Source organism: Erwinia wuhanensis (assembly GCF_030484085.1).
GTDB lineage: Bacteria > Pseudomonadota > Gammaproteobacteria > Enterobacterales > Enterobacteriaceae > Erwinia > Erwinia aeris.
Genome location: NZ_JAUJUH010000011.1, coordinates 71155 through 89558, shown reverse-complemented (window position 1 = coordinate 89558; position 18404 = coordinate 71155). Strand labels below are relative to the sequence as shown.

At 57.9% G+C, this 18404-nt stretch carries 17 protein-coding genes and 1 pseudogene; 4 read left to right on the top strand and 14 right to left on the bottom strand.

All coding sequences use genetic code 11. From position 1 onward, the window contains the following. A partial coding sequence (locus tag QZH36_RS20935) for a hypothetical protein (RefSeq protein WP_301731038.1) occupies positions 1–218 on the top strand: 218 nt, incomplete at its 5' end. On the opposite strand, the gene hemG is transcribed toward QZH36_RS20935, so the two are convergent. From hemG to pepQ, 4 genes are read right to left on the bottom strand one after another with little or no spacing between them, the layout of a single operon-like run. Next, positions 201–737: a menaquinone-dependent protoporphyrinogen IX dehydrogenase gene (gene hemG, locus QZH36_RS20930; protein ID WP_253457320.1), complete on the bottom strand. Its 537-nt coding sequence runs from the start codon at positions 735–737 to the stop codon at positions 201–203. The genes QZH36_RS20935 and hemG overlap by 18 nt on opposite strands. A gap of 15 nt (positions 738–752) precedes the next feature. Then, positions 753–2204 carry a Trk system potassium transporter TrkH gene (gene trkH, locus QZH36_RS20925; protein ID WP_125290673.1) on the bottom strand — a complete coding sequence of 484 codons (1452 nt, stop codon included), beginning with the start codon at positions 2202–2204 and terminating at the stop codon, positions 753–755. Positions 2205–2230: 26 nt separating this feature from the next. Beyond that, entirely contained in the window at positions 2231–2842 is a 612-nt protein-coding gene (locus QZH36_RS20920) for an IMPACT family protein (RefSeq protein ID WP_253457317.1), read from the bottom strand. Next, positions 2842–4173: a Xaa-Pro dipeptidase gene (pepQ, locus tag QZH36_RS20915; RefSeq protein WP_301253065.1), complete on the bottom strand. Its 1332-nt coding sequence runs from the start codon at positions 4171–4173 to the stop codon at positions 2842–2844. The genes QZH36_RS20920 and pepQ overlap by 1 nt, the downstream gene beginning before the upstream one ends. Positions 4174–4352: 179 nt before the next feature. Here pepQ and fadB point away from each other — a divergent pair, with 179 nt between their 5' ends. Both fadB and fadA read left to right on the top strand, forming a co-directional pair. Continuing rightward, entirely contained in the window at positions 4353–6536 is a 2184-nt protein-coding gene (gene fadB / locus QZH36_RS20910) for a fatty acid oxidation complex subunit alpha FadB (protein WP_301731036.1), read from the top strand. A 10-nt stretch (positions 6537–6546) separates the two neighbouring features. Continuing rightward, positions 6547–7710, top strand: coding sequence for an acetyl-CoA C-acyltransferase FadA (fadA, locus tag QZH36_RS20905; protein ID WP_253457311.1), 1164 nt, complete (start codon positions 6547–6549; stop codon positions 7708–7710). Between the two features lie 45 nt (positions 7711–7755). Here fadA and fre read toward each other — a convergent pair whose 3' ends face one another. Both fre and ubiD read right to left on the bottom strand, forming a co-directional pair. Then, positions 7756–8457, bottom strand: coding sequence for an NAD(P)H-flavin reductase (fre, locus tag QZH36_RS20900; protein ID WP_253457309.1), 702 nt, complete (start codon positions 8455–8457; stop codon positions 7756–7758). Between the two features lie 21 nt (positions 8458–8478). Further along, on the bottom strand, positions 8479–9981 hold the full coding sequence (ubiD, locus tag QZH36_RS20895) for a 4-hydroxy-3-polyprenylbenzoate decarboxylase (RefSeq protein ID WP_253457306.1): 1503 nt from the start codon (positions 9979–9981) through the stop codon (positions 8479–8481). 290 nt (positions 9982–10271) lie between these two features. On the opposite strand from ubiD, the gene rfaH reads away from it, so the two are divergent. Beyond that, positions 10272–10760 (top strand): transcription/translation regulatory transformer protein RfaH, encoded by a 489-nt coding sequence (rfaH, locus tag QZH36_RS20890; RefSeq protein ID WP_253457303.1) that lies wholly within the window; start codon positions 10272–10274, stop codon positions 10758–10760. Positions 10761–10762: 2 nt separating this feature from the next. Here rfaH and tatD read toward each other — a convergent pair whose 3' ends face one another. The 8 genes and pseudogenes from tatD to rmuC all read right to left on the bottom strand — a co-directional run bounded on the left by tatD (position 10763) and on the right by rmuC (position 18240). Then, on the bottom strand, positions 10763–11551 hold the full coding sequence (gene tatD, locus QZH36_RS20885; protein ID WP_253457301.1) for a 3'-5' ssDNA/RNA exonuclease TatD: 789 nt from the start codon (positions 11549–11551) through the stop codon (positions 10763–10765). 65 nt (positions 11552–11616) lie between these two features. Continuing rightward, positions 11617–12366 (bottom strand): Sec-independent protein translocase subunit TatC, encoded by a 750-nt coding sequence (gene tatC / locus QZH36_RS20880; protein ID WP_253457299.1) that lies wholly within the window; start codon positions 12364–12366, stop codon positions 11617–11619. A gap of 401 nt (positions 12367–12767) precedes the next feature. Further along, positions 12768–13277 (bottom strand): annotated as a pseudogene (tatB, locus tag QZH36_RS20875) (Sec-independent protein translocase protein TatB); the annotation flags it as partial. Positions 13278–13280: 3 nt separating this feature from the next. After that, positions 13281–13526 carry a Sec-independent protein translocase subunit TatA gene (gene tatA, locus QZH36_RS20870; protein ID WP_125290683.1) on the bottom strand — a complete coding sequence of 82 codons (246 nt, stop codon included), beginning with the start codon at positions 13524–13526 and terminating at the stop codon, positions 13281–13283. Between the two features lie 99 nt (positions 13527–13625). Continuing rightward, entirely contained in the window at positions 13626–15263 is a 1638-nt protein-coding gene (ubiB, locus tag QZH36_RS20865; protein ID WP_253457296.1) for a ubiquinone biosynthesis regulatory protein kinase UbiB, read from the bottom strand. Next, the gene (gene ubiJ / locus QZH36_RS20860; protein ID WP_125290685.1) at positions 15260–15865 is read right to left on the bottom strand and encodes a ubiquinone biosynthesis protein UbiJ; all 606 of its coding nucleotides are present in this window, start codon (positions 15863–15865) and stop codon (positions 15260–15262) included. Before ubiJ ends, ubiB begins: the two co-directional genes overlap by 4 nt. A gap of 12 nt (positions 15866–15877) precedes the next feature. Then, a complete protein-coding gene (gene ubiE / locus QZH36_RS20855) occupies positions 15878–16633 on the bottom strand; it encodes a bifunctional demethylmenaquinone methyltransferase/2-methoxy-6-polyprenyl-1,4-benzoquinol methylase UbiE (RefSeq protein WP_125290686.1) in 756 nt (251 codons plus the stop codon). Positions 16634–16707: 74 nt separating this feature from the next. After that, positions 16708–18240, bottom strand: a complete 1533-nt coding sequence (rmuC, locus tag QZH36_RS20850) for a DNA recombination protein RmuC (protein ID WP_301253054.1) — start codon at positions 18238–18240, stop codon at positions 16708–16710. Between the last annotated feature and the right edge of the window lie 164 nt (positions 18241–18404).

Here is an 18404-nt window from a genome sequence, read left to right as displayed (position 1 = left end):
ATTACGCTTTCCTCCTTCAGAGTCAACCTCTTTTTCAGAAGTTTTCTCCGGCGATTCAGCTTCCTGAACCTCCTGAGCCGCTGGCTGTAAGCCGTTGTGCCGTCTCAGTGGTTGCGCATTATAGGGAGTTCTTGACGGCTGACAAGCGTTTATTACAAATAAATGAACGACAGCCGTATTTTTCAACAAAGCGTCCGTTTTTACTTCACATTGCCTGATAAAGCGGCAAATTCATGGGCAAAACGCGTCACCTGCTCCCAGTCGGTATACTCCACTTCTTTACTGGCATCCGTTTCGCCGCCGGTCATCCGCATAATCAGCTGAATCATAAAGCGGTCGAAGAAGCCGTAACGCGGATAGCGCAGCGCGCCCGCGAACACGGCGCAGCAGTCTGGCTGCCACGGCGAGTTCAGCAGGAACTTACGCGTGTAGGCGTTTGTCTGCGGCGTACGCTTCTCCGGCTTGCGCGCGGTAAGGTTAACCGAGAAGAATCCCGAAGGCCTTTTGGTAAGCTCGTTCAGATGCTGCTTAACAAACTTGTCGACCTTAGGATGGAAGTGGCCATAGCGAATAGAAGCGCCGATAAGTACCCTGTCGTACCTGGCCCATTCGATGTTATCCGCCTGAAGGATATTGATCGTATCGCATTCCTGATGCGCTTTGAGCTGGTTAGCTATATAAGCCGCGATTTCACGAGTCTGCCCGTCACGGCTGGAATAAAGAATAAGTGCTTTCATAAGATCCAACTTTTGTTATTCGCGCCAGAAGGTTGGCGTAAACAGAACCAACAGCGTGAAGACTTCAAGACGACCAAACAGCATTGTCAGAATCAAAATCCATTTCGCCGTATCATTCATAGTAGTGAAGTTATCCGCTACTACCCCTAAGCCCGGCCCCAGATTGTTCAGCGTTGCGGCGACGGCGGCAAAGGCTGAAAAATCGTCCACGCCCGTGGCGATAATGGCCAGCATGCTCAGCAGGAACACCAGCGCGTAGGCGGAGAAGAATCCCCATACCGCTTCCAGTATTCTTTCCGGCAGCGCCCGCTGCCCCAGCTTAATAGTGTAAACGGCATTGGGATGCACCAGCCGCTTCAGTTCGCGCGACCCTTGTTTGAACAGCAGCAGGATGCGGATCACCTTCAGGCCGCCGCCGGTCGATCCCGCACAGCCGCCGATAAAAGCAGAGCAAAGCAGCAGTACCGGTAAGAAGAGCGGCCAACGGGCGATGCTGTCGGTAGTGAAGCCTGCCGTCGTCGCCATGGAAACCACCTGGAAAAAAGCCTGGTTCAGCGTCTGCAGCCCGCTTTGATAGACATTGTGCGCCCAAAGCACCAGCGTGCAGATGATAACCAGCGTGAACTGCACCCCGATAAACATACGGAATTCCGGGTCGCGCCAGTAAACACGCAGATTACGTCCGCTGAGCAGCGTGAAGTGCAGGCCGTAGTTACAGCCGGAAATCAGCAGGAAAATGGCAATAATGCTGTTAATGGTCGGGCTGTGAAAATAGCCGATACTGGCGTCATGTGTGGAAAAGCCGCCGATAGCTATAGTAGAAAAGCTGTGGCCGATGGCGTCAAACAGCGGCATCCCGGCCAGCCAGAGCGCCAGTGCGCAAATGACGGTTAACAGCACGTAGATCAGCCAGAGCGTTTTTGCCGTTTCGGCAATTCGGGGCCGCATCTTGTTATCTTTCAGCGGGCCTGGCATCTCCGCACGGTAAAGCTGCATCCCGCCGACGCCCAGTATAGGCAGGATAGCCACTGCCAGCACGATGATCCCCATCCCGCCCAGCCATTGCAGCATTTGCCGGTAGAACAGAATGGCTTTGGGCAGGGAATCCAGCCCCACCAGCGTCGTGGCGCCCGTGGTGGTCAGGCCGGAGAAAGATTCAAAGAACGCGTCGGTTAACGACAGGTTAGGATGTTCGGCAAAGATAAAGGGCATCGCCCCGACGCTGCCCAGCACCGTCCAGAACAGCACGACGATCAAAAAGCCTTCTCGCGGCTTCAGCTCGCTTTTCTGCTTGCGGTTCGGCCACCACAGCAGCGAGCCGATCAGTAACGCCATAAAGAAGGTTTGCGTAAAGGCTCGTCCGGCGCCGTCACGGTAGATTAGCGCCACCAGGCCCGGCACGATCATGGTGCCCGAAAACAAAATGACCAGTAAACCCACGATGCGGGTGATGGCACGAAAATGCATGTAGCCTTTCCTTTCCTGACAAGGTGTTAGTCGGTCGGGGCCAGATGGAGCGCCCCTCTGCTGAAATCGGTGAGATTGCGCGTGAAGCCTGCGACCTGCGCATGGGGCAGCGCCAGCGTCAGCGAGACACGCTGTAAAAACTCGCTGTGCAGCAGCTGACCGTTAAAACGGGCGACCATCCTTTCTATTTCCGCCAGCTGCGCATAGTCGCAAACCAGCGTAAAGGTCAGCATGGGCACCTTCCGCGCACGAGGCAGCAATTTTAATGCCTGCTGCACGCCGCCGCCGTAGGCCTTAACCAGCCCGCCGGTGCCCAGCTGTATGCCGCCGTAATAGCGCACCACTACCGCCGTTATCTCGCCCACGCCGCTGCCCATCAGCTGGGCCAGCATCGGTTTGCCCGCCGTGCCGGAAGGCTCGCCGTCATCCGAGAAACCCAGCTGCTGCGAATCGTCAGGCGCGCCCGCTACCCAGGCCCAGCAGTGATGCCGGGCGGCAGGATGCTCGCCTTTCACCTGCTGCACAAAAGCGCGCGCCGCCTCCACGCCTTCGGTATGCGCCAGCAGCGTGATAAAGCGGCTTTTTTTTATTTCCTCGCTGAAGCTGAAGGTTTCAGCGGGGATCTCCCAGGCGTCCATTAATCCAGCTTCAGATCCCGGGTCATGTTTTCCACGCCCTGTTCATGGATCACCACGTTATCTTCGATTCGGATACCGCCATAAGGCTTCAGCGCCTCAATGCGCGCCCAGTCGAAGTGCTGGCTGAACTTGCCTTCGCGCCATGGCGCGAGCAGCGACTCGATAAAGTAGATGCCGGGTTCAATCGTCAGTACCATGCGCGGTTCAAGGATGCGCGTGCAGCGTAAAAAGGGATACTGCTGCGGCGCGGCCAGATGGGTGCCGCTGTCATCCTGCATAAAACCGGCGACGTCATGCACCTGTAGGCCAAGCGGATGACCCACGCCGTGCGGCATAAACGGCCCGGTAAGGTTTTCCGCCACCATCGCCTCTTCGCTCAGCCCTTTGACCAGCTGATGTTTCAGCAGCAGTTTCGCCAGCCGCTGATGCATCTGCTGATGGTAGTCGGTATAGCGCACGCCCGCCTTCAGCGTGGCAATCAGCGCCAGCTCTTCTTCATTCATATCCTGAATAAGCGTCGCATAGTCGCTGGCGGGATCGTAAGCGTAGCTGCGCGTCAGATCCGCTGCATAACCGTTATATTCCGTGCCTGCATCCAGCAGAAAGCTGCGCGGCTGTTCCGGCGGCAATTGATCAAGCTTAGTGTAGTGCAGCACGGCGGCATGTTCGTTCAGCGCGACGATATTGCCGTAAGGCACGTCGATATCGCGATGGCCGGTAGCGCTGAGGTAAGCAATATTAATATCGAACTCGCTCATGCCGGAAAGAAAGGCTTCCTTCGCTGCGCGATGACCGATCACCGCCGTCTTTTGCGCTTCGCGCAGGCAGTAAAGTTCGTAATCGGTTTTATAAGAGCGATGATAATGCAGAAAGTCGATCACCCCTTTTGGGTTGATCGCGGCGGCGTTGATGCCAAGCTGGGCGGCACGCTGCGGCACCGGGCCGATATAGGCAACGTTTTCACGGTTTGTCGGCAACAGCTGGCCGATTTCATCCGCTTTTTTCAGCGCCGTAATCTCCATGCCGTCCGTCCAGAAGCTTTGCGGCAGCGGCTCGACGTTGTGCCAGTAATCCACCGGCGAATAAAACCAGAGCTTCGGCTTGTTGACGCCGTCGACCCACAGCCAGCAGTTGGGCACGGTGGTCACCGGCAGCCAGGCTTTAAACTGCGGGTTTACTTTGAAAGGGTAGTCGTGGTCATCCAGAAAAACCGTCAGCAGTTCGCCGGAATGGATCAGCATGGCATCCAGCTTAAAGCGGGCCAGCACCTGCTGCGCGCGCGCCTGTAGCGTCTTCAGATGCTCATGATAAAGGGCGCTCAACGAGTCCATCACTTTACCTCCGTTAATCACGTAATCAGGCGCATCTTAGCACGGCGAGATCGTTTTGCCGCGCCTGTGATCTTGTTTGCAAATAAGCAAACTCTCGTTTGCAAATAATTAACATCAACTCCACACTCTCGATCATCTGGTATGACCAGATCCCTTTAGCGCGGCAGCAGGAGAGAAGAATGCTTTACCAAGGCGACACCCTGACCCTGAACTGGCTGGAAAATGGTATTGCTGAACTGGTTTTTGATGCGCCCGGTTCAGTTAACAAACTGGATACGCAAACCGTCGCCAGCCTGGGCGAGGCGATAGCCGTGCTGGAGCGGCAGCCGGATCTGCAGGCGGTTCTGCTCAGTTCGCGCAAACCGGCGTTTATCGTCGGCGCGGATATTACCGAATTTTTATCGCTGTTCGCCGCCCCGGAGGAACAGCTGACGCAGTGGCTGCATTACGCCAACGCTATCTTTAATCGGCTTGAGGATCTGCCGGTGCCGACCTTGTCGGCCGTACAGGGCTATGCGCTGGGCGGCGGCTGTGAATGTATCCTGGCAACGGACTTCCGTATCGCCACGCCGGACGCGCGTATTGGCCTGCCGGAAACGAAGCTGGGGATCATGCCCGGCTTTGGCGGCTCGGTGCGCCTGCCGCGTCTGCTGGGCGCCGACAGCGCGCTGGAAATTATCGCCGCCGGAAAAGATGTCGATGCGCAAAAAGCGCTGGCGCTGGGCCTGGTGGATGCCGTTGTGGCGGCTGATAAGCTGCGCGATGCGGGCATCGCCATCCTGCGCGAGGCCATTAGCGGCAAACAGCCGTGGCGCGAACGTCGCGAGCCGAAGCTGCAACCGCTGAAGCTCAATAAAATTGAGGCGATGATGATTTTTACCACCGCCAAAGGCGTGGTGCTGCAAACCGCGGGCAAGCACTACCCTGCTCCGCTGACGGCGGTAAAAACGATTGAGGCCGCTGCTGCGCTGGGCCGTGATGAAGCTTTGCTGCTGGAAACGCAGGCTTTTGTCCCGCTGGCCCGTTCCGACGAGGCGCGTGCGCTGGTCGGCCTGTTCCTTAACGATCGCGCGCTGAAGGCGAAAGCGAAAAAGCTGGCGCAGAATAGCGCGCTACCGAAGCAGGCTGCCGTATTGGGCGCGGGCATTATGGGCGGCGGCATCGCTTATCAGGCGGCCAGCAAAGGCGTACCGGTATTAATGAAGGATATCAATCCGGCCTCGCTGGAACTCGGTATGACCGAAGCGGCCGGGCTGCTGAATAAGCAGCTGACGCGAGGGAAAATTGACGCGATGCAGCTGGCGGGCATCATCGGCGCTATCCATCCAACCCTGAGCTATGAAGGATTTGAACGTGCCGATATGGTCGTCGAGGCCGTGGTGGAAAACCCGCGCGTTAAAGCGGCGGTGCTGGCAGAGACGGAACAGCATCTTCGTCAGGATGCCGTTCTGGCTTCCAATACCTCGACTATTCCCATCAGCCAGCTTGCTGATGCGCTGCAGCGCCCGGAAAACTTCTGCGGAATGCACTTTTTTAATCCGGTGCACCGCATGCCGCTGGTTGAAGTGATCCGGGGTGCAAAAACCTCGGACGCCACGCTGGCGAAAGTGGTGGCCTGGGCCGACCAAATGGGCAAGACGCCCATCGTGGTGAACGACTGTCCCGGTTTTTTCGTCAACCGCGTGCTGTTCCCCTATTTTGCCGGCTTCAGCCTGCTGCTGCGCGACGGTGCGGATTATCGTCAGATAGATAAAGTCATGGAAAAGCATTTCGGCTGGCCGATGGGGCCTGCCTGGCTGCTGGACGTGGTCGGCATTGATACCGCGCATCACGCGCAGAGCGTAATGGCTGACGGTTTCCCGAACCGTATGAAAAAGGATTACCGTGATGCCATCGACGTGCTGTTCGAGGCGAAACGGTTCGGACAAAAAAATCAGGCCGGGTTTTATCGCTGGGAGAAGGACAGCAAAGGCAAACAGAAGAAAATTGTCGATCCCGAAGTCGATAAACTGCTGCAAAGCGTCAGCCAGCCGCAGCGCGTTTTCAGCGATGAAGAAATTGTGGCCCGAATGATGATCCCGATGGTTAACGAAGTGGTGCTCTGCCTGGAAGAAAACATTATCGCCACGCCGGCCGAAGCGGATATGGCGCTGGTTTACGGGCTGGGCTTCCCGCCGTTTCGCGGCGGCGTTTTCCGCTATCTGGATACGCAGGGCAGCGCCCGCTTTGCCAGCCAGGCGGCCTTCTTTGCCGCGCTCGGCCCGCTTTATCAGCTGCCGGCCAGCCTGCAGGAAAAAGCGCAGCATAAAACGCAGTGGTATCCGCAGGTTCAACCGGCCGATGACGTCCTGAAAACGGCGTAAGGAAAGAGAAATGGAAAAAGTCGTAATTGTTGATGCCATCCGCACGCCGATGGGCCGCTCCAAAGGCGGCGCTTTTCGCCATGTCCGGGCGGAAGATCTTTCGGCGCATCTGATGCGCTCGCTGCTGAGCCGCAACCCGGCGCTGGCGGCGGCAAGCCTGGATGATATTTACTGGGGCTGCGTGCAGCAAACGCTGGAGCAGGGTTTTAACATCGCCCGTAATGCCGCCCTGCTGGCGGAAATCCCGCATCGGGTGCCCGCTACCACCGTCAACCGCCTTTGCGGCTCCTCGATGCAGGCAATGCACGATGCCGCGCGCGCCATCATGGTTGGCGACGCCAGCGCCTGCCTGGTGGGCGGCGTGGAGCATATGGGCCACGTGCCGATGAGCCACGGCGTCGATTTTCATCCCGGCCTGAGCAAAACCGTGGCGAAAGCCGCCGGCATGATGGGCCTGACGGCGGAAATGCTGGCGCGTATGCACCAGATCGGTCGGGAAAGGCAGGATGAATTTGCCGCCCGCTCGCACCAGCGCGCCTGGGCCGCCACGCAGGCGGGTCACTTTGCTGCGGAGATCGTCGCGACCAGTGGCCATGACGGCGACGGCGTGCTCAAGCGCTATGATTTTGATGAAGTGATCCGTCCCGATACCACCACAGCGGGTCTGGCCGCGCTGAAGCCCGCCTTCGATCCGGTTAACGGCACGGTAACGGCGGGCAGCTCCTCGGCGCTCTCCGACGGCGCGGCGGCGATGCTGCTGATGAGCGAATCACGCGCTCGCGAGCTAGGCCTGAAAGCGCGGGCGCGGATCCGCTCGATGGCAGTGGTCGGCTGCGATCCGTCGATTATGGGCTTTGGCCCGGTGCCCGCCTCCCGGCTGGCGCTGAAGAAAGCAGGACTGAACGTCAGCGATATCGATCTGTTTGAGATGAACGAAGCGTTCGCCGCGCAGGTGCTGCCGTGTATTAAGGAGCTGGGATTGATGGAGGAGCTGGATAACAAAATCAATCTGAACGGCGGCGCTATCGCGCTGGGTCATCCGCTGGGCTGTTCCGGCGCGCGGATCGCCACGACGTTGTTGAACCTGATGGAGCGACGCGACGCACAGTTTGGTCTGGCGACCATGTGTATCGGTTTGGGACAGGGCATCGCTACCGTACTGGAAAGGGTTTGATGCAGCCGCCCGTGACGGGCGGCTTTTTTACGCAATCGTTCCGGCTCAGATAAAGGCGAAGGCGTCGCCAAACATCTGTTCCGCTTTCGCCTCGCGCTCGGCACAGAAGCGTTCGCGCGCGATTTTCGCCATTTCAAAACGGCCCGCGATATAGATCTCGTACTCGGCCAGGCTGCGGTGGTCGTTCATAACCGCCGTCAGCACGGTGCCGCTACGCCCTTCCCAGCCCGGCTCAGGCTGTTCCACCACCGGGATCACCTTCAGGTTCGGGTGCTTCACCGCCAGCGCTTCCAGTTCGTCCATATCGTAGAGGTGCTTCAGTTCACGGCCGCCCCAGTAAATTTCGATATGACGCTCCGGCCGCTGCGCCAGCGCGGTCAGCAGGATCGAACGGGCGTAGGAGAAGCCCGTGCCGCCCGCAATCAGGATCAGCGGACGGTCGCTCTCTTCACGCAGCCACGCGTCGCCGTGCGGAATATCCACGGTAATGCTGCGCTGCTCCTGGATCCGTTCCATCACCGCCATCGCGTAGAGATTGAGTTCCGAAGCGCCAATATGCAGCTCAATAATCTCTTTTTCCATCGGCGTGGAAGCCAGCGAGAACGGGCGTTTGTCGCGCTCGTCCATCACTACCATCAGATACTGACCGGCCCGGAAGCTGAAATCGGCTTCCGGCACCATACGGACTCGGTAAACGGTATCGGTTATCGCCTCTACCGAGATCACTTTACAGCTTAACGTTGTCATGCGTTCCCTCTGTCGGGTCGATTATTTGCCGGGCGCGTTTTTGCGCGTGGGCGACTCACTGAAGATGCCTAACTCGTCCCATATGGCATCAATGCGCGCGGTGACGGCGGGATCTTTGCGAATAGGGCGGCCCCATTCGCGCTGGGTTTCTCCGGGCCACTTGTTGGTGGCGTCCAGGCCCATTTTCGAGCCTAACCCGGAAACCGGCGAAGCGAAATCCAGGTAGTCGATAGGCGTGTTCTCTACCAGCACCGTATCCCTGGCCGGATCCATCCGGGTGGTAATGGCCCAGATAACGTCGTTCCAGTCGCGCGCGTTCACATCGTCGTCACATACGATAACAAACTTAGTGTACATAAACTGGCGCAAAAATGACCAAACGCCCATCATCACCCGCTTGGCATGGCCTGCGTACTGCTTTTTCATCGTAACGATCGCCAGACGATAAGAACAACCTTCCGGCGGCAGATAAAAATCGACGATTTCCGGGAACTGCTTTTGCAGGATCGGCACGAAGACTTCATTCAGCGCCACGCCAAGCACGGCTGGCTCATCCGGCGGACGCCCGGTATAGGTGGAATGATAGATGGCGTCGCGGCGCTGCGTAATGTGCGTTACGGTAAACACCGGGAAGTTATCGACTTCATTATAGTAGCCGGTATGGTCGCCATACGGCCCTTCCGGCGCCACTTCGCCCGCCTCGATATAGCCTTCCAGCACGATTTCCGCGCTGGCCGGCACTTCCAGATCGTTGGAGACGCACTTCACGACTTCGGTTTTGGTGCCGCGCAGCAGTCCCGCAAAAGCATATTCAGAAAGCGTATCGGGAACCGGCGTGACCGCGCCCAAAATGGTGGCGGGATCGGCGCCCAGCGCGACGGAGACCGGGAAGCGCTCGCCGGGATGCTGCTGCGTCCACTCCTGGAAATCCAGCGCGCCGCCGCGATGCGACAGCCAGCGCATAATGAGTTTGTTCTTACCAATAACCTGCTGGCGATAGATGCCCAGGTTCTGCCGCTCTTTGTGCGGGCCGCGCGTAACCGTCAGGCCCCAGGTGATCAGCGGCGCGGCATCTTCCGGCCAGCACTTCATCACCGGAATGCGGCTCAGATCGACTTCATCGCCCTGCCAGATTTGCTGCTGGCACGGCGCGTCGCGCAGGCGCTTCGTCGGCATATTCAGCACCTGCTTCCACTGCGGCATTTTGTCGAAAAAGTCGCGAAAACCGCGCGGCGGTTCCGGCTCTTTCAAAAAGGCGAGCAGGCGGCCCACTTCACGCAGCGCCTTCACGTCTTCCTGGCCCATGCCCAGCGCAACGCGATCCGGCGTGCCGAAAAGGTTGCACAGCACCGGCATATTATAGCCTTTGGGGTTTTCAAACAGCAGCGCCGGCCCGCCGGCTCGCAGAGTGCGATCGGCAATTTCGGTCATTTCAAGATCGGGATCGATCTCTTGCTTAATGCGTTTTAATTCCCCGCGCTGCTCCAGCAGGGAAAGGAAGTCGCGTAGGTCGTGGTATTTCATGACTTCTCATCAATACGGTCAGTGAATCGGCCATTATAGGGAGGATTAAGCTCTCGTGCTTAGTTTTTCGCGGCAGGAGGTCGGCGCGCTCACGCTGCGACCGCCAAAAATTTTTTCTTCCGGCATCCCGACTCATCAACCGATCCGCTGATAACTACAGTTAATAAGCTTTATGCTTAACGCTGTCCGTTCATTCATCGCGATTTCAGGCGCCTTCTGGCCTGCATGTTGCTATAACTATCACGCTATTTTTGTTATTCTTAGCGACCCTGTAATTGCAAAGTGACGTTATGGAATCCTGGTATTTACTTTATTGCAAACGTGGCCAGCTTACCCGCGCGAAAGAACATCTTGAGCGCCAGGCGGTGCATTGTCTCAGCCCCATGATTGCCTTAGAGAAACTGGTGCGCGGCAAGCGTACTCAGGTAAATGAGCCGCTGTTCCCGAACTACCTTTTTATTGAGTTCGATCCGGAAGCGATTCATACCACGACCATCAGCGCCACGCGCGGCGTCAGCCATTTCGTTCGCTTCGGCAATCTGCCCGCGACCGTGCCGCAGGACGTGATCGAAGCGCTGCAAACGCAGGCGACGGTAACGCTGCCCGCACCGACGCTACCGCAGCCCGGCGACAGAGTATTGATTACCGCTGGCGCTTTCGAAGGCCTGAAGGCAATTTTTACCGAGCCGGACGGCGAGGCGCGTTCTATGCTGCTGCTTAACCTGCTGAATAAGCAGATCGTCCGCAGCCTGGACAATCGGCAGTTCCAGAAACTCTGAGGCTACTGCGCGTTCAGACGGAAAAGCGCTCGCGCATTGCTGTCGCACTGCTGCCCCAGGGTAGCCGCCTCTTCGCCGCGCAGTAGCGCGACCTGTTCCACGATATGCGGCAAAAAGCACGGCTCGTTACGTCGCGATGCAGGACGGGGACGCATGTCGCGCGGCAGCAAATAAGGCGCGTCCGTTTCCAGCAGCAGCCTGTCAGCAGGAATAAGCGGCATCAGCTCGCGCAGCTCAAGTCCGCGACGTTCATCGCACACCCATCCCGTAATGCCGATATAAAGCCCGGCAGCCAGACAGGCTTCCAGCTCCGCTTTCGTGCCGGTAAAACAGTGTACGACCGCGCCGGGCAGCTTTGGCAGCCAGGGCGTCAGGATAGCGAGAAAGCGATCGTGCGCTTCGCGGCAGTGCAGAAAAACGGGCAGCTGCAGATCGGCCGCCAGCTCAAGCTGAGCATTAAAGGCGTAAGCCTGCTGTTCCGGCCCGCAGATGTTGCGGTTGAAATCCAGCCCGCACTCGCCAATCGCCGCCACTTCCGGGCTTTCCGCCAGCCTTCTTAAGGTGGCGGCCGTTTCCGCCGACCATTCGCTGGCGTGATGCGGATGAACGCCTGCCGTAGACCAGCAGTAGCCGGAACGACGTTTCGCCAGGCTCTGCGCCTGCTGGCTCTCCAGCGCGTTGGTGCCGGTAATCAGAATGCCGGTGACGCCCGCATCAACGGCGCGTTTTACAACCTTGTCGCGATCTTTGGCGAACTGCGTGCTGGTCAGATTGACCCCAATATCAAACATAGCGTGTTCCAAACAGTAACCGCCCTTACGGGCGGTTATTTTTTAATGTGGGCAGGCCTTCGCGGCTACTCCGTCTCCTGGTCACTCTCTTCCCGCCGTAATCCGGTATAGAAACGGGAGAAGAACACGCCGACCTCAAACAGGCAGTACATCGGAATGGCCAGCAGCGTCTGGGAAAGCACATCCGGCGGCGTCAACAGCATACCTACGATAAAAGCGCCGACCAGAACATAAGGCCGCTTCGCCTTCAGTTCCTCCGGCGTGGTCACACCGGTCCAGCACAGCAGCACGATAGCAATCGGCACCTCGAAAGAGACGCCAAACGCCATAAACAACGCCATTACGAAATCGAGATAGTTATTGATATCGGTAGCGATCTGCACGCCGTGCGGCGCGGTTTTAGCGAAGAACCCAAAGGCCAACGGGAAGACAACAAAGTAGGCGAAAGCCATCCCTATATAGAATAGGAATGAACTGGAAATCAGCAGCGGCACCACCAGCCTGCGTTCGTGGCGGTAAAGCGCGGGCGCGATAAAGGCCCAGATTTGGTAAAGGATCACCGGTACCGCAAGGAAGACGGAAACGATCATGGTCAGCTTGACCGGCGCGAAAAAAGGCGAAGCCACGTCGGTCGCGATCATGCTGGCGCCCGCTGGCATCTGCTCGATCAGCGGCGCGGAAACCAGCTGATAAATATCGTTGGAAAAGTACGCCAGGCAAAGGAAAATCGCCACCACGGCGATAATGCAGTTCAGCAGGCGCTTACGCAGCTCAATCAGATGGCTGATAAGCGGTTGGGTATCTTCAACAGCCATGTTTAGCGTTCATCCGGTTGGGTGGTGGAAACAGGCGCACGGCTGGAAAGCGTCGGCGCTTCGTCTTTAACGGCCTTTGGCTTTTCAGGCGCGGCGGCAGGCGCCGTATTCGACGCGGCGTCCGGCTTTCCGGCGGCGGTTTCATAAGGCGCGCTGGCGGCGGCAGGCGCTTCAGCAGCCCTGGCCGTCGCGGATTTTGCTACGGCCGCATCGCTTGCAGCAGACGAAGCAGGTTCAGCGACCTGGGCTACCCCGCTTGTGGCAGGTTCGGCAACGTGAACCGCAGCGGACGGTGCTACAGCCGCATCGCTTGCGACAGGCGAAACAGTTTCAGCAACCTGGGCTACACCGCTTGCGGCTGGCTCAGCAACGCGAACCGTAGCAGAGTGCGCTGCTGCCATATCGCTCGCCGCAGGCGAAACATGCACGACTGGCGTATGCTGTTCCTGCTGCACCGCAGGCTGTGGCGCTGCACTGGTTGCTGCCTCTGGCGCCTGCGCCGGGGCGCTGGCCTGATGATCGGCCGCAGCAGGCGTCACGCCTTCATGAGAATCCTCGGCGTTTTTCACCAGCGGATTGTGGATAGTGTTAGCTTCGTCGTCCGCTTTTTCGTTCTCGCCCAGATAGGTACGCTTCATGGATTCCGCCGACTGCTTCAGCTCTTCCATCGAGGCTTTCAGCTCCGGCGACAGGCTGTTTTTACTGGCCTCTTCCACCTTCTTCAGGCTGTCCTGCAGCTCCTGGAGTTTCAGCTCCTGCGCCAGTTCGTTTTGCACATTAGCCGCCAGCGAGCGCAGCGCGCGGATCCAGCCGACCACGGTTTTTACCGCAACCGGCAAACGCTGCGGACCCAGCACTACCAGCCCGATAATAAACACCAGAATCAGTTCACTAAAACCTATGTCGAACACGGCTTACACCTTGTCGTTCTTAACGTCTTCTTTCTTCGCTTCTGCGTGCTGTTTGTCGGCCAGAGTGGCTTTAAAATCAGCATCGTCGGCATGTGTTTTTGGCTTTTCGTCATCGTCACTCATGGCTTTTTTAAAGCCTTTGATTGATGAACCGAGATCGGAACCCAGCCCGCGCAGTTTCTTCGTGCCGAAGAGCAGCACAACGATTACGGCAATAATTAACAATTGCCAGATACTAATACCGCCCATAATTTTGCCTCAGATGTCAGTTAATGCAGGTTTCGCAGTATATAAGCCGGGCTGACCGCGCGCAAAGCGCTGCCAGCCCCTCTTTACCTTTCATGACAGTCAGTCGGTTTTACGCCAGCCGACCAGCCAGCTTACCAGACCGCCAGCGACCATAACCGCCGACAGCAAATCCCACTGCGGTCTGGTCAGCAGAATAGCCGTGCCGCTCAACAGCAGCGTGGCGCCAATACCGAACAGATAGCGCGACTGATGATGCCGCACCCGGTCGTTGCGCAGATCGTAAGAAAGCTTATCGACGCTGTGCTGCAGATGCTTGTGTCGCTTCAGGCTTTCGTAAACCAGCTCCGGCAGCTCCGGCAGTTTTTCCGCCCAGAACGGCGCTTTTTCTTTCAGCGCGCGCACGATAGCCGGAATGCCAATCTGATCTTTGATCCAGTCTTCCAGGAACGGCTTGGCGGTTTTCCACAGGTCGAGCTGCGGATAAAGCTGTCGTCCAACGCCTTCCACATACAGTAGAGTTTTCTGTAACAGCACCAGCTGAGGCTGCACTTCCATGTTGAAGCGGCGCGCCGTATTAAAGAGGTTCAGCAGCACGTGACCGAAGGAGATTTCCGCCAGCGGCTTTTCAAAAATCGGTTCGCAAACGGTACGAATAGCGAACTCGAAATCCTCTACGTTGGTATCCGCCGGCACCCAGCCGGAATCAACGTGCAGCTCGGCAACCTTGCGGTAATCGCGGTTGAAGAAGGCGATAAAGTTCTCCGCCAGATACCGCTTATCTTCTTTATTCAGCGAGCCAACGATACCGCAGTCGATACCGATATATTGCGGATCTTCAGGATGCTCATAGCTGACAAAAATGTTGCCCGGATGCATATCGGCGTGGAAAAAGCTGTCGCGGAACACCTGGGTAAAGAAGACCTGCACGCCGCGCTCGGCCAGCAGCTTCATGTTGACGCCGCGCTGTTCGAGCTGCACCACATCGGAGATTGGAATGCCGTAAATGCGCTCCATCACCAGCATGGTTTCGCTACAGTAGTCGGAATATATTTCCGGCACGTAAAGCATGTTGCTGCCTTCGAAATTACGGCGCAGCTGAATGGCGTTAGCCGCTTCGCGCAGCAGGTTCAGTTCGTCTATCAGCGTTTTTTCGTAATCGGCCACCACTTCCTGCGGACGCAGGCGGCGCCCGTCCGGTAACAGGCGAGGCACCCAGGCCGCCATGCGGTTGATCAGCTTCATATCGGCTTTGATCACCGGCAGGATATCCGGACGAATAACCTTAATGACCACTTCCCTGCCGTTTTCCTTCAGCGTGGCGGTGTGTACCTGCGCGATGGAAGCGGAAGCAAGCGGCGTGATCACAAAGTCATCAAACAGGGTTTCCACCTTGCAGCCAAGCGACATCTCAATCTGTTTTTTCGCCTGTACGCCATCGAAAGGCGCGACCTTGTCCTGCAGCATCGCCAGCTGATCGGCGATATGCGGCGGAAAAAGATCGCGTCGCGTGGACATCATCTGACCAAATTTGATCCACACCGGGCCAAGCTGCTCCATGGCTAACCTGATACGCTCGCCAAGCTGACGCTCTTTGTGCAAATTAGGCATCCAGAACAGCGTCCGGCGCCACAGGCGCAGCGGCAGCGCCAGCCGGGTTTTCGGGATTAGCTCATCCAGTCCATAGCTCAAAAAGATACGGATAATAAAATAGAGACGACGTATTTCTCCGAGGGTCATTTGCCCTCCAGTTGTTTAAGGCGGGTTTCCAGCGCAGCCAGCTCGCGAGCGGCGGCGTCGACTTCTTCAGCAAACCAGGCAAGCTCCAGGCCGCCCGGCGCCAGGCGCCACTCTTCCGTCAGCGCCTGACCAAGGTAGCTCTGTTTACGGTCAAGATTGCCGCGCACCAGCTGCAACCCGCGACGGGCGGCCTGGCTGATGCCCTGAGCGGCAATATCGCCAATCCAGGGCGCGAGATATTCGGCAGGGTCAAGCTCGGCCAGATCGATCAGCGCGGAGAACTGCTGGACGACCTGTAGATCGCCCTCAACCTCCAGCTCGCCGCTGCGGATCAGGCTGGTTAACTGCTGACGATCGCGCAGCTTGCGCAGCGTCGCCAGACGGGTTTTCACCTTGCAGTCCGGCGTGTCGCACCAGTCGCCCAGCACATCGACCTGTTGGTCGCTGAAGATAAAGATCAGCGGCTGCTTCAGCTCGGCCAGCTCAATGGCCAGGCTGCGGCCGTTAAGACGCTGACGCGCGGCTTTCAGGCCGCGATCGCGATAAAGGATCTGATTGAGCGCCGTTTCCAGCCCTGCGGTTAACAGCGGCGTTAAGGTCATTCGCTATCCTGTTCAGAACTTGAATCCGCGGTGCAGCGCAACGATGCCACCGGTAAGATTGTGATAGGTAGTATTCTCGAAGCCGACATCATCCATCATCTGCTTTAACGTATCCTGATCCGGATGCATTCGGATAGATTCGGCCAGATAGCGGTAGCTTTCGGAATCTTTCGCCACCAGCTCGCCGATACGCGGCAGCACGTGGAATGAGTAGGCGTCATACGCCTTGCTTAGCGGCTCCAGCAGCGGTTTGGAAAACTCCAGCACCAGCAGGCGTCCGCCCGGCTTCAGCACGCGGAACATCGAGGCCAGCGCCTTCTCTTTTTCGGTGACGTTACGCAGGCCGAAAGCGATAGTGATGCAGTCGAAATGATTGTCCGGGAACGGCAGCGCTTCGGCGTTAGCCTGCACGTAGTTCACGTTGCCGATAATCCCGTTGTTACGCAGTTTCTCACGGCCTACTTTCAGCATGGAGCTGTTGATATCCGCCAGCACCACTTCACCCGTTTCACCTACCAGGCGAGAGAATTTAGCGGTCAGATCGCCGGTACCGCCGGCCAGATCCAGGACGCGCTGTCCGCGACGCACGCCGCTGCAATCGATAGTAAAACGTTTCCAGACACGGTGGATGCCGAACGACATCAGATCGTTCATCAGGTCATATTTGGCCGCAACGGAATGGAAAACATCAGCCACCATTTCAGCTTTGTCGCTTTTCGCTACCGTGCGAAAGCCGAAGTGCGTGGTATCCTTTGATTCATCTGCCATTTGTTTTGCCTGCTCTGCAATCAGTTATCTGCCAAGTGTATCAGAGTCCCGCAGGCCAGGCACAGCCTTGCGGGTTATTCATTAACTCGGGCCGCGCCTGGCCCGGTTTGCGTCGCCAGATACGCGACATCTTCCTCATCTTCGTTCTCTTGCTCGTCAGCCTCATCCGGCATCGCCTGCGCGACCAGGCGGGGGTTAATAGGCCGCTTGATGGCCACGCCCAGCTGCCGAAAACTTTCCGTCTGCGCGATCAGGTTGCCCCGCCCTTCCGCCAGCTTCTTCATGGCCTGACGATAGCTTTCGCTGGCCTTATCGAGGCTTTGCCCCATTGCCGACATGTCGTCGACAAACAGGCGCATTTTGTCATAGAGCTTAGCCGCTCTGTCGGCGATGCGCTGGGCATGACGGCTTTGGTGCTCGTAGCGCCACAGGTTATTGATGGTACGTAGCGCCACCAGCAACGTGGTGGGGCTGACCAGCATGATGTTTTGACCCAGCGCCTCGTTGATCAGTTCCGGCTGACGGTCAATAGCGACCAGAAAAGCGGGTTCGACCGGAATAAACATCAGTACGTAGTCCAGCGATCGCAGGCCGGGCAGCTGCTGATAATCTTTGCGGCTCAGCAGGCGGATATGGCTGCGAATGGCCGCAACGTGCTCGCCGATGGCCGTTTCGCGCGTGGCTTCATCTTCGCCGTTGAAATAGCGTTCGTAAGCCACCAGCGTCATCTTCGCGTCGATCACCACGTCTTTGCCCTGCGGCAGACGCACAATCACGTCCGGCTGCATACGGGCGTTATGCTCCAGCTGAATATTGACCTGGGTTTCATATTCGTGCCCTTCCCGCAGGCCGGAGGCTTCCAGCACGCGGCTGAGCACGACTTCGCCCCAGTTTCCCTGCATTTTATTGTCGCCCTTCAGGGCCTTGGTCAGGTTAATCGCTTCCTGCGCCATTTGGGCATTGAGCTGTTGCAGATTGCGGATTTCATGAGAAAGCGTATGGCGCTCGCGCGCCTCCTGGCCGAAGCCTTCCTGAACCTGGCGACGAAACCCTTCCAGCTGTTCGCGCAGCGGCGAGAGCAGCCCGTCCAGGCTCTGGCGGTTCTGCTCATCGACACGGCGGTTGCTGTGTTCGAAAATACGGTTGGCAAGGTGTTCAAACTGCGCGTTCAGCCGCTGTTCGCTGTTGACCAGCAGGCGCTGCTTCTCTTCCGCCGCCATTCTGCTCTCTTCAAGCCGAATGGTGACCTCGCGCAGTTCCGCCTCCTGGGCGCTGTTGATCTCCAGCTGGGTGCGCAGTTCGCGCGCCAGCTGTTCGGCCTCGCCGCGCCAGTGGTCAAGCTGGGTGAGTTTCTCCTGGGTAGCGGCGAGCGTGCCGTGCAGCTGACGCAGCTCCAGCTCCTGCTGTTTTTGCGCCTGCTGCTGCTGGCTCTGTTGCTGCGTCAGGCGATCGCGCTCCTGCTTCAGCTGCTCGCTGGCCTGTTGCAGCAGCCTGCGCTCCGTTTCCTGGTGCGCCGCGCGCTGCTGGCTGTGATACCAGGCGATAAGCCAGCCGACCAGCGCGCCCGCCAGGCCTGAGCCAATGCCGTAACCGATTATTGCATCCACGCGCCTTCTCCCGTCCAGGCTTCTCTGGCAGAAAAGGTAAGGGCAGGCCGTGGCAATGTCGAGTTAAAAAGCGCGATGTAACGGGATCGAGGAGGTTTTCATCAGGATGTCAGAGACGGCTCGAAAAATTTACCGTGGGTAGCGCTAGGGCGAAGCCATTAAGG

Bases quoted from the DNA above. Each gene is read 5' to 3' on its own strand.
- hemG (WP_253457320.1), bottom strand. From the start codon at position 737: ATGAAAGCACTTATTCTTTATTCCAGCCGTGACGGGCAGACTCGTGAA.
- trkH (WP_125290673.1), bottom strand. From the start codon at position 2,204: ATGCATTTTCGTGCCATCACCCGCATCGTGGGTTTACTGGTCATTTTG.
- QZH36_RS20920 (WP_253457317.1), bottom strand. From the start codon at position 2,842: ATGGACGCCTGGGAGATCCCCGCTGAAACCTTCAGCTTCAGCGAGGAA.
- pepQ (WP_301253065.1), bottom strand. From the start codon at position 4,173: ATGGACTCGTTGAGCGCCCTTTATCATGAGCATCTGAAGACGCTACAG.
- fadB (WP_301731036.1), top strand. From the start codon at position 4,353: ATGCTTTACCAAGGCGACACCCTGACCCTGAACTGGCTGGAAAATGGT.
- fadA (WP_253457311.1), top strand. From the start codon at position 6,547: ATGGAAAAAGTCGTAATTGTTGATGCCATCCGCACGCCGATGGGCCGC.
- fre (WP_253457309.1), bottom strand. From the start codon at position 8,457: ATGACAACGTTAAGCTGTAAAGTGATCTCGGTAGAGGCGATAACCGAT.
- ubiD (WP_253457306.1), bottom strand. From the start codon at position 9,981: ATGAAATACCACGACCTACGCGACTTCCTTTCCCTGCTGGAGCAGCGC.
- rfaH (WP_253457303.1), top strand. From the start codon at position 10,272: ATGGAATCCTGGTATTTACTTTATTGCAAACGTGGCCAGCTTACCCGC.
- tatD (WP_253457301.1), bottom strand. From the start codon at position 11,551: ATGTTTGATATTGGGGTCAATCTGACCAGCACGCAGTTCGCCAAAGAT.
- tatC (WP_253457299.1), bottom strand. From the start codon at position 12,366: ATGGCTGTTGAAGATACCCAACCGCTTATCAGCCATCTGATTGAGCTG.
- tatA (WP_125290683.1), bottom strand. From the start codon at position 13,526: ATGGGCGGTATTAGTATCTGGCAATTGTTAATTATTGCCGTAATCGTT.
- ubiB (WP_253457296.1), bottom strand. From the start codon at position 15,263: ATGACCCTCGGAGAAATACGTCGTCTCTATTTTATTATCCGTATCTTT.
- ubiJ (WP_125290685.1), bottom strand. From the start codon at position 15,865: ATGACCTTAACGCCGCTGTTAACCGCAGGGCTGGAAACGGCGCTCAAT.
- ubiE (WP_125290686.1), bottom strand. From the start codon at position 16,633: ATGGCAGATGAATCAAAGGATACCACGCACTTCGGCTTTCGCACGGTA.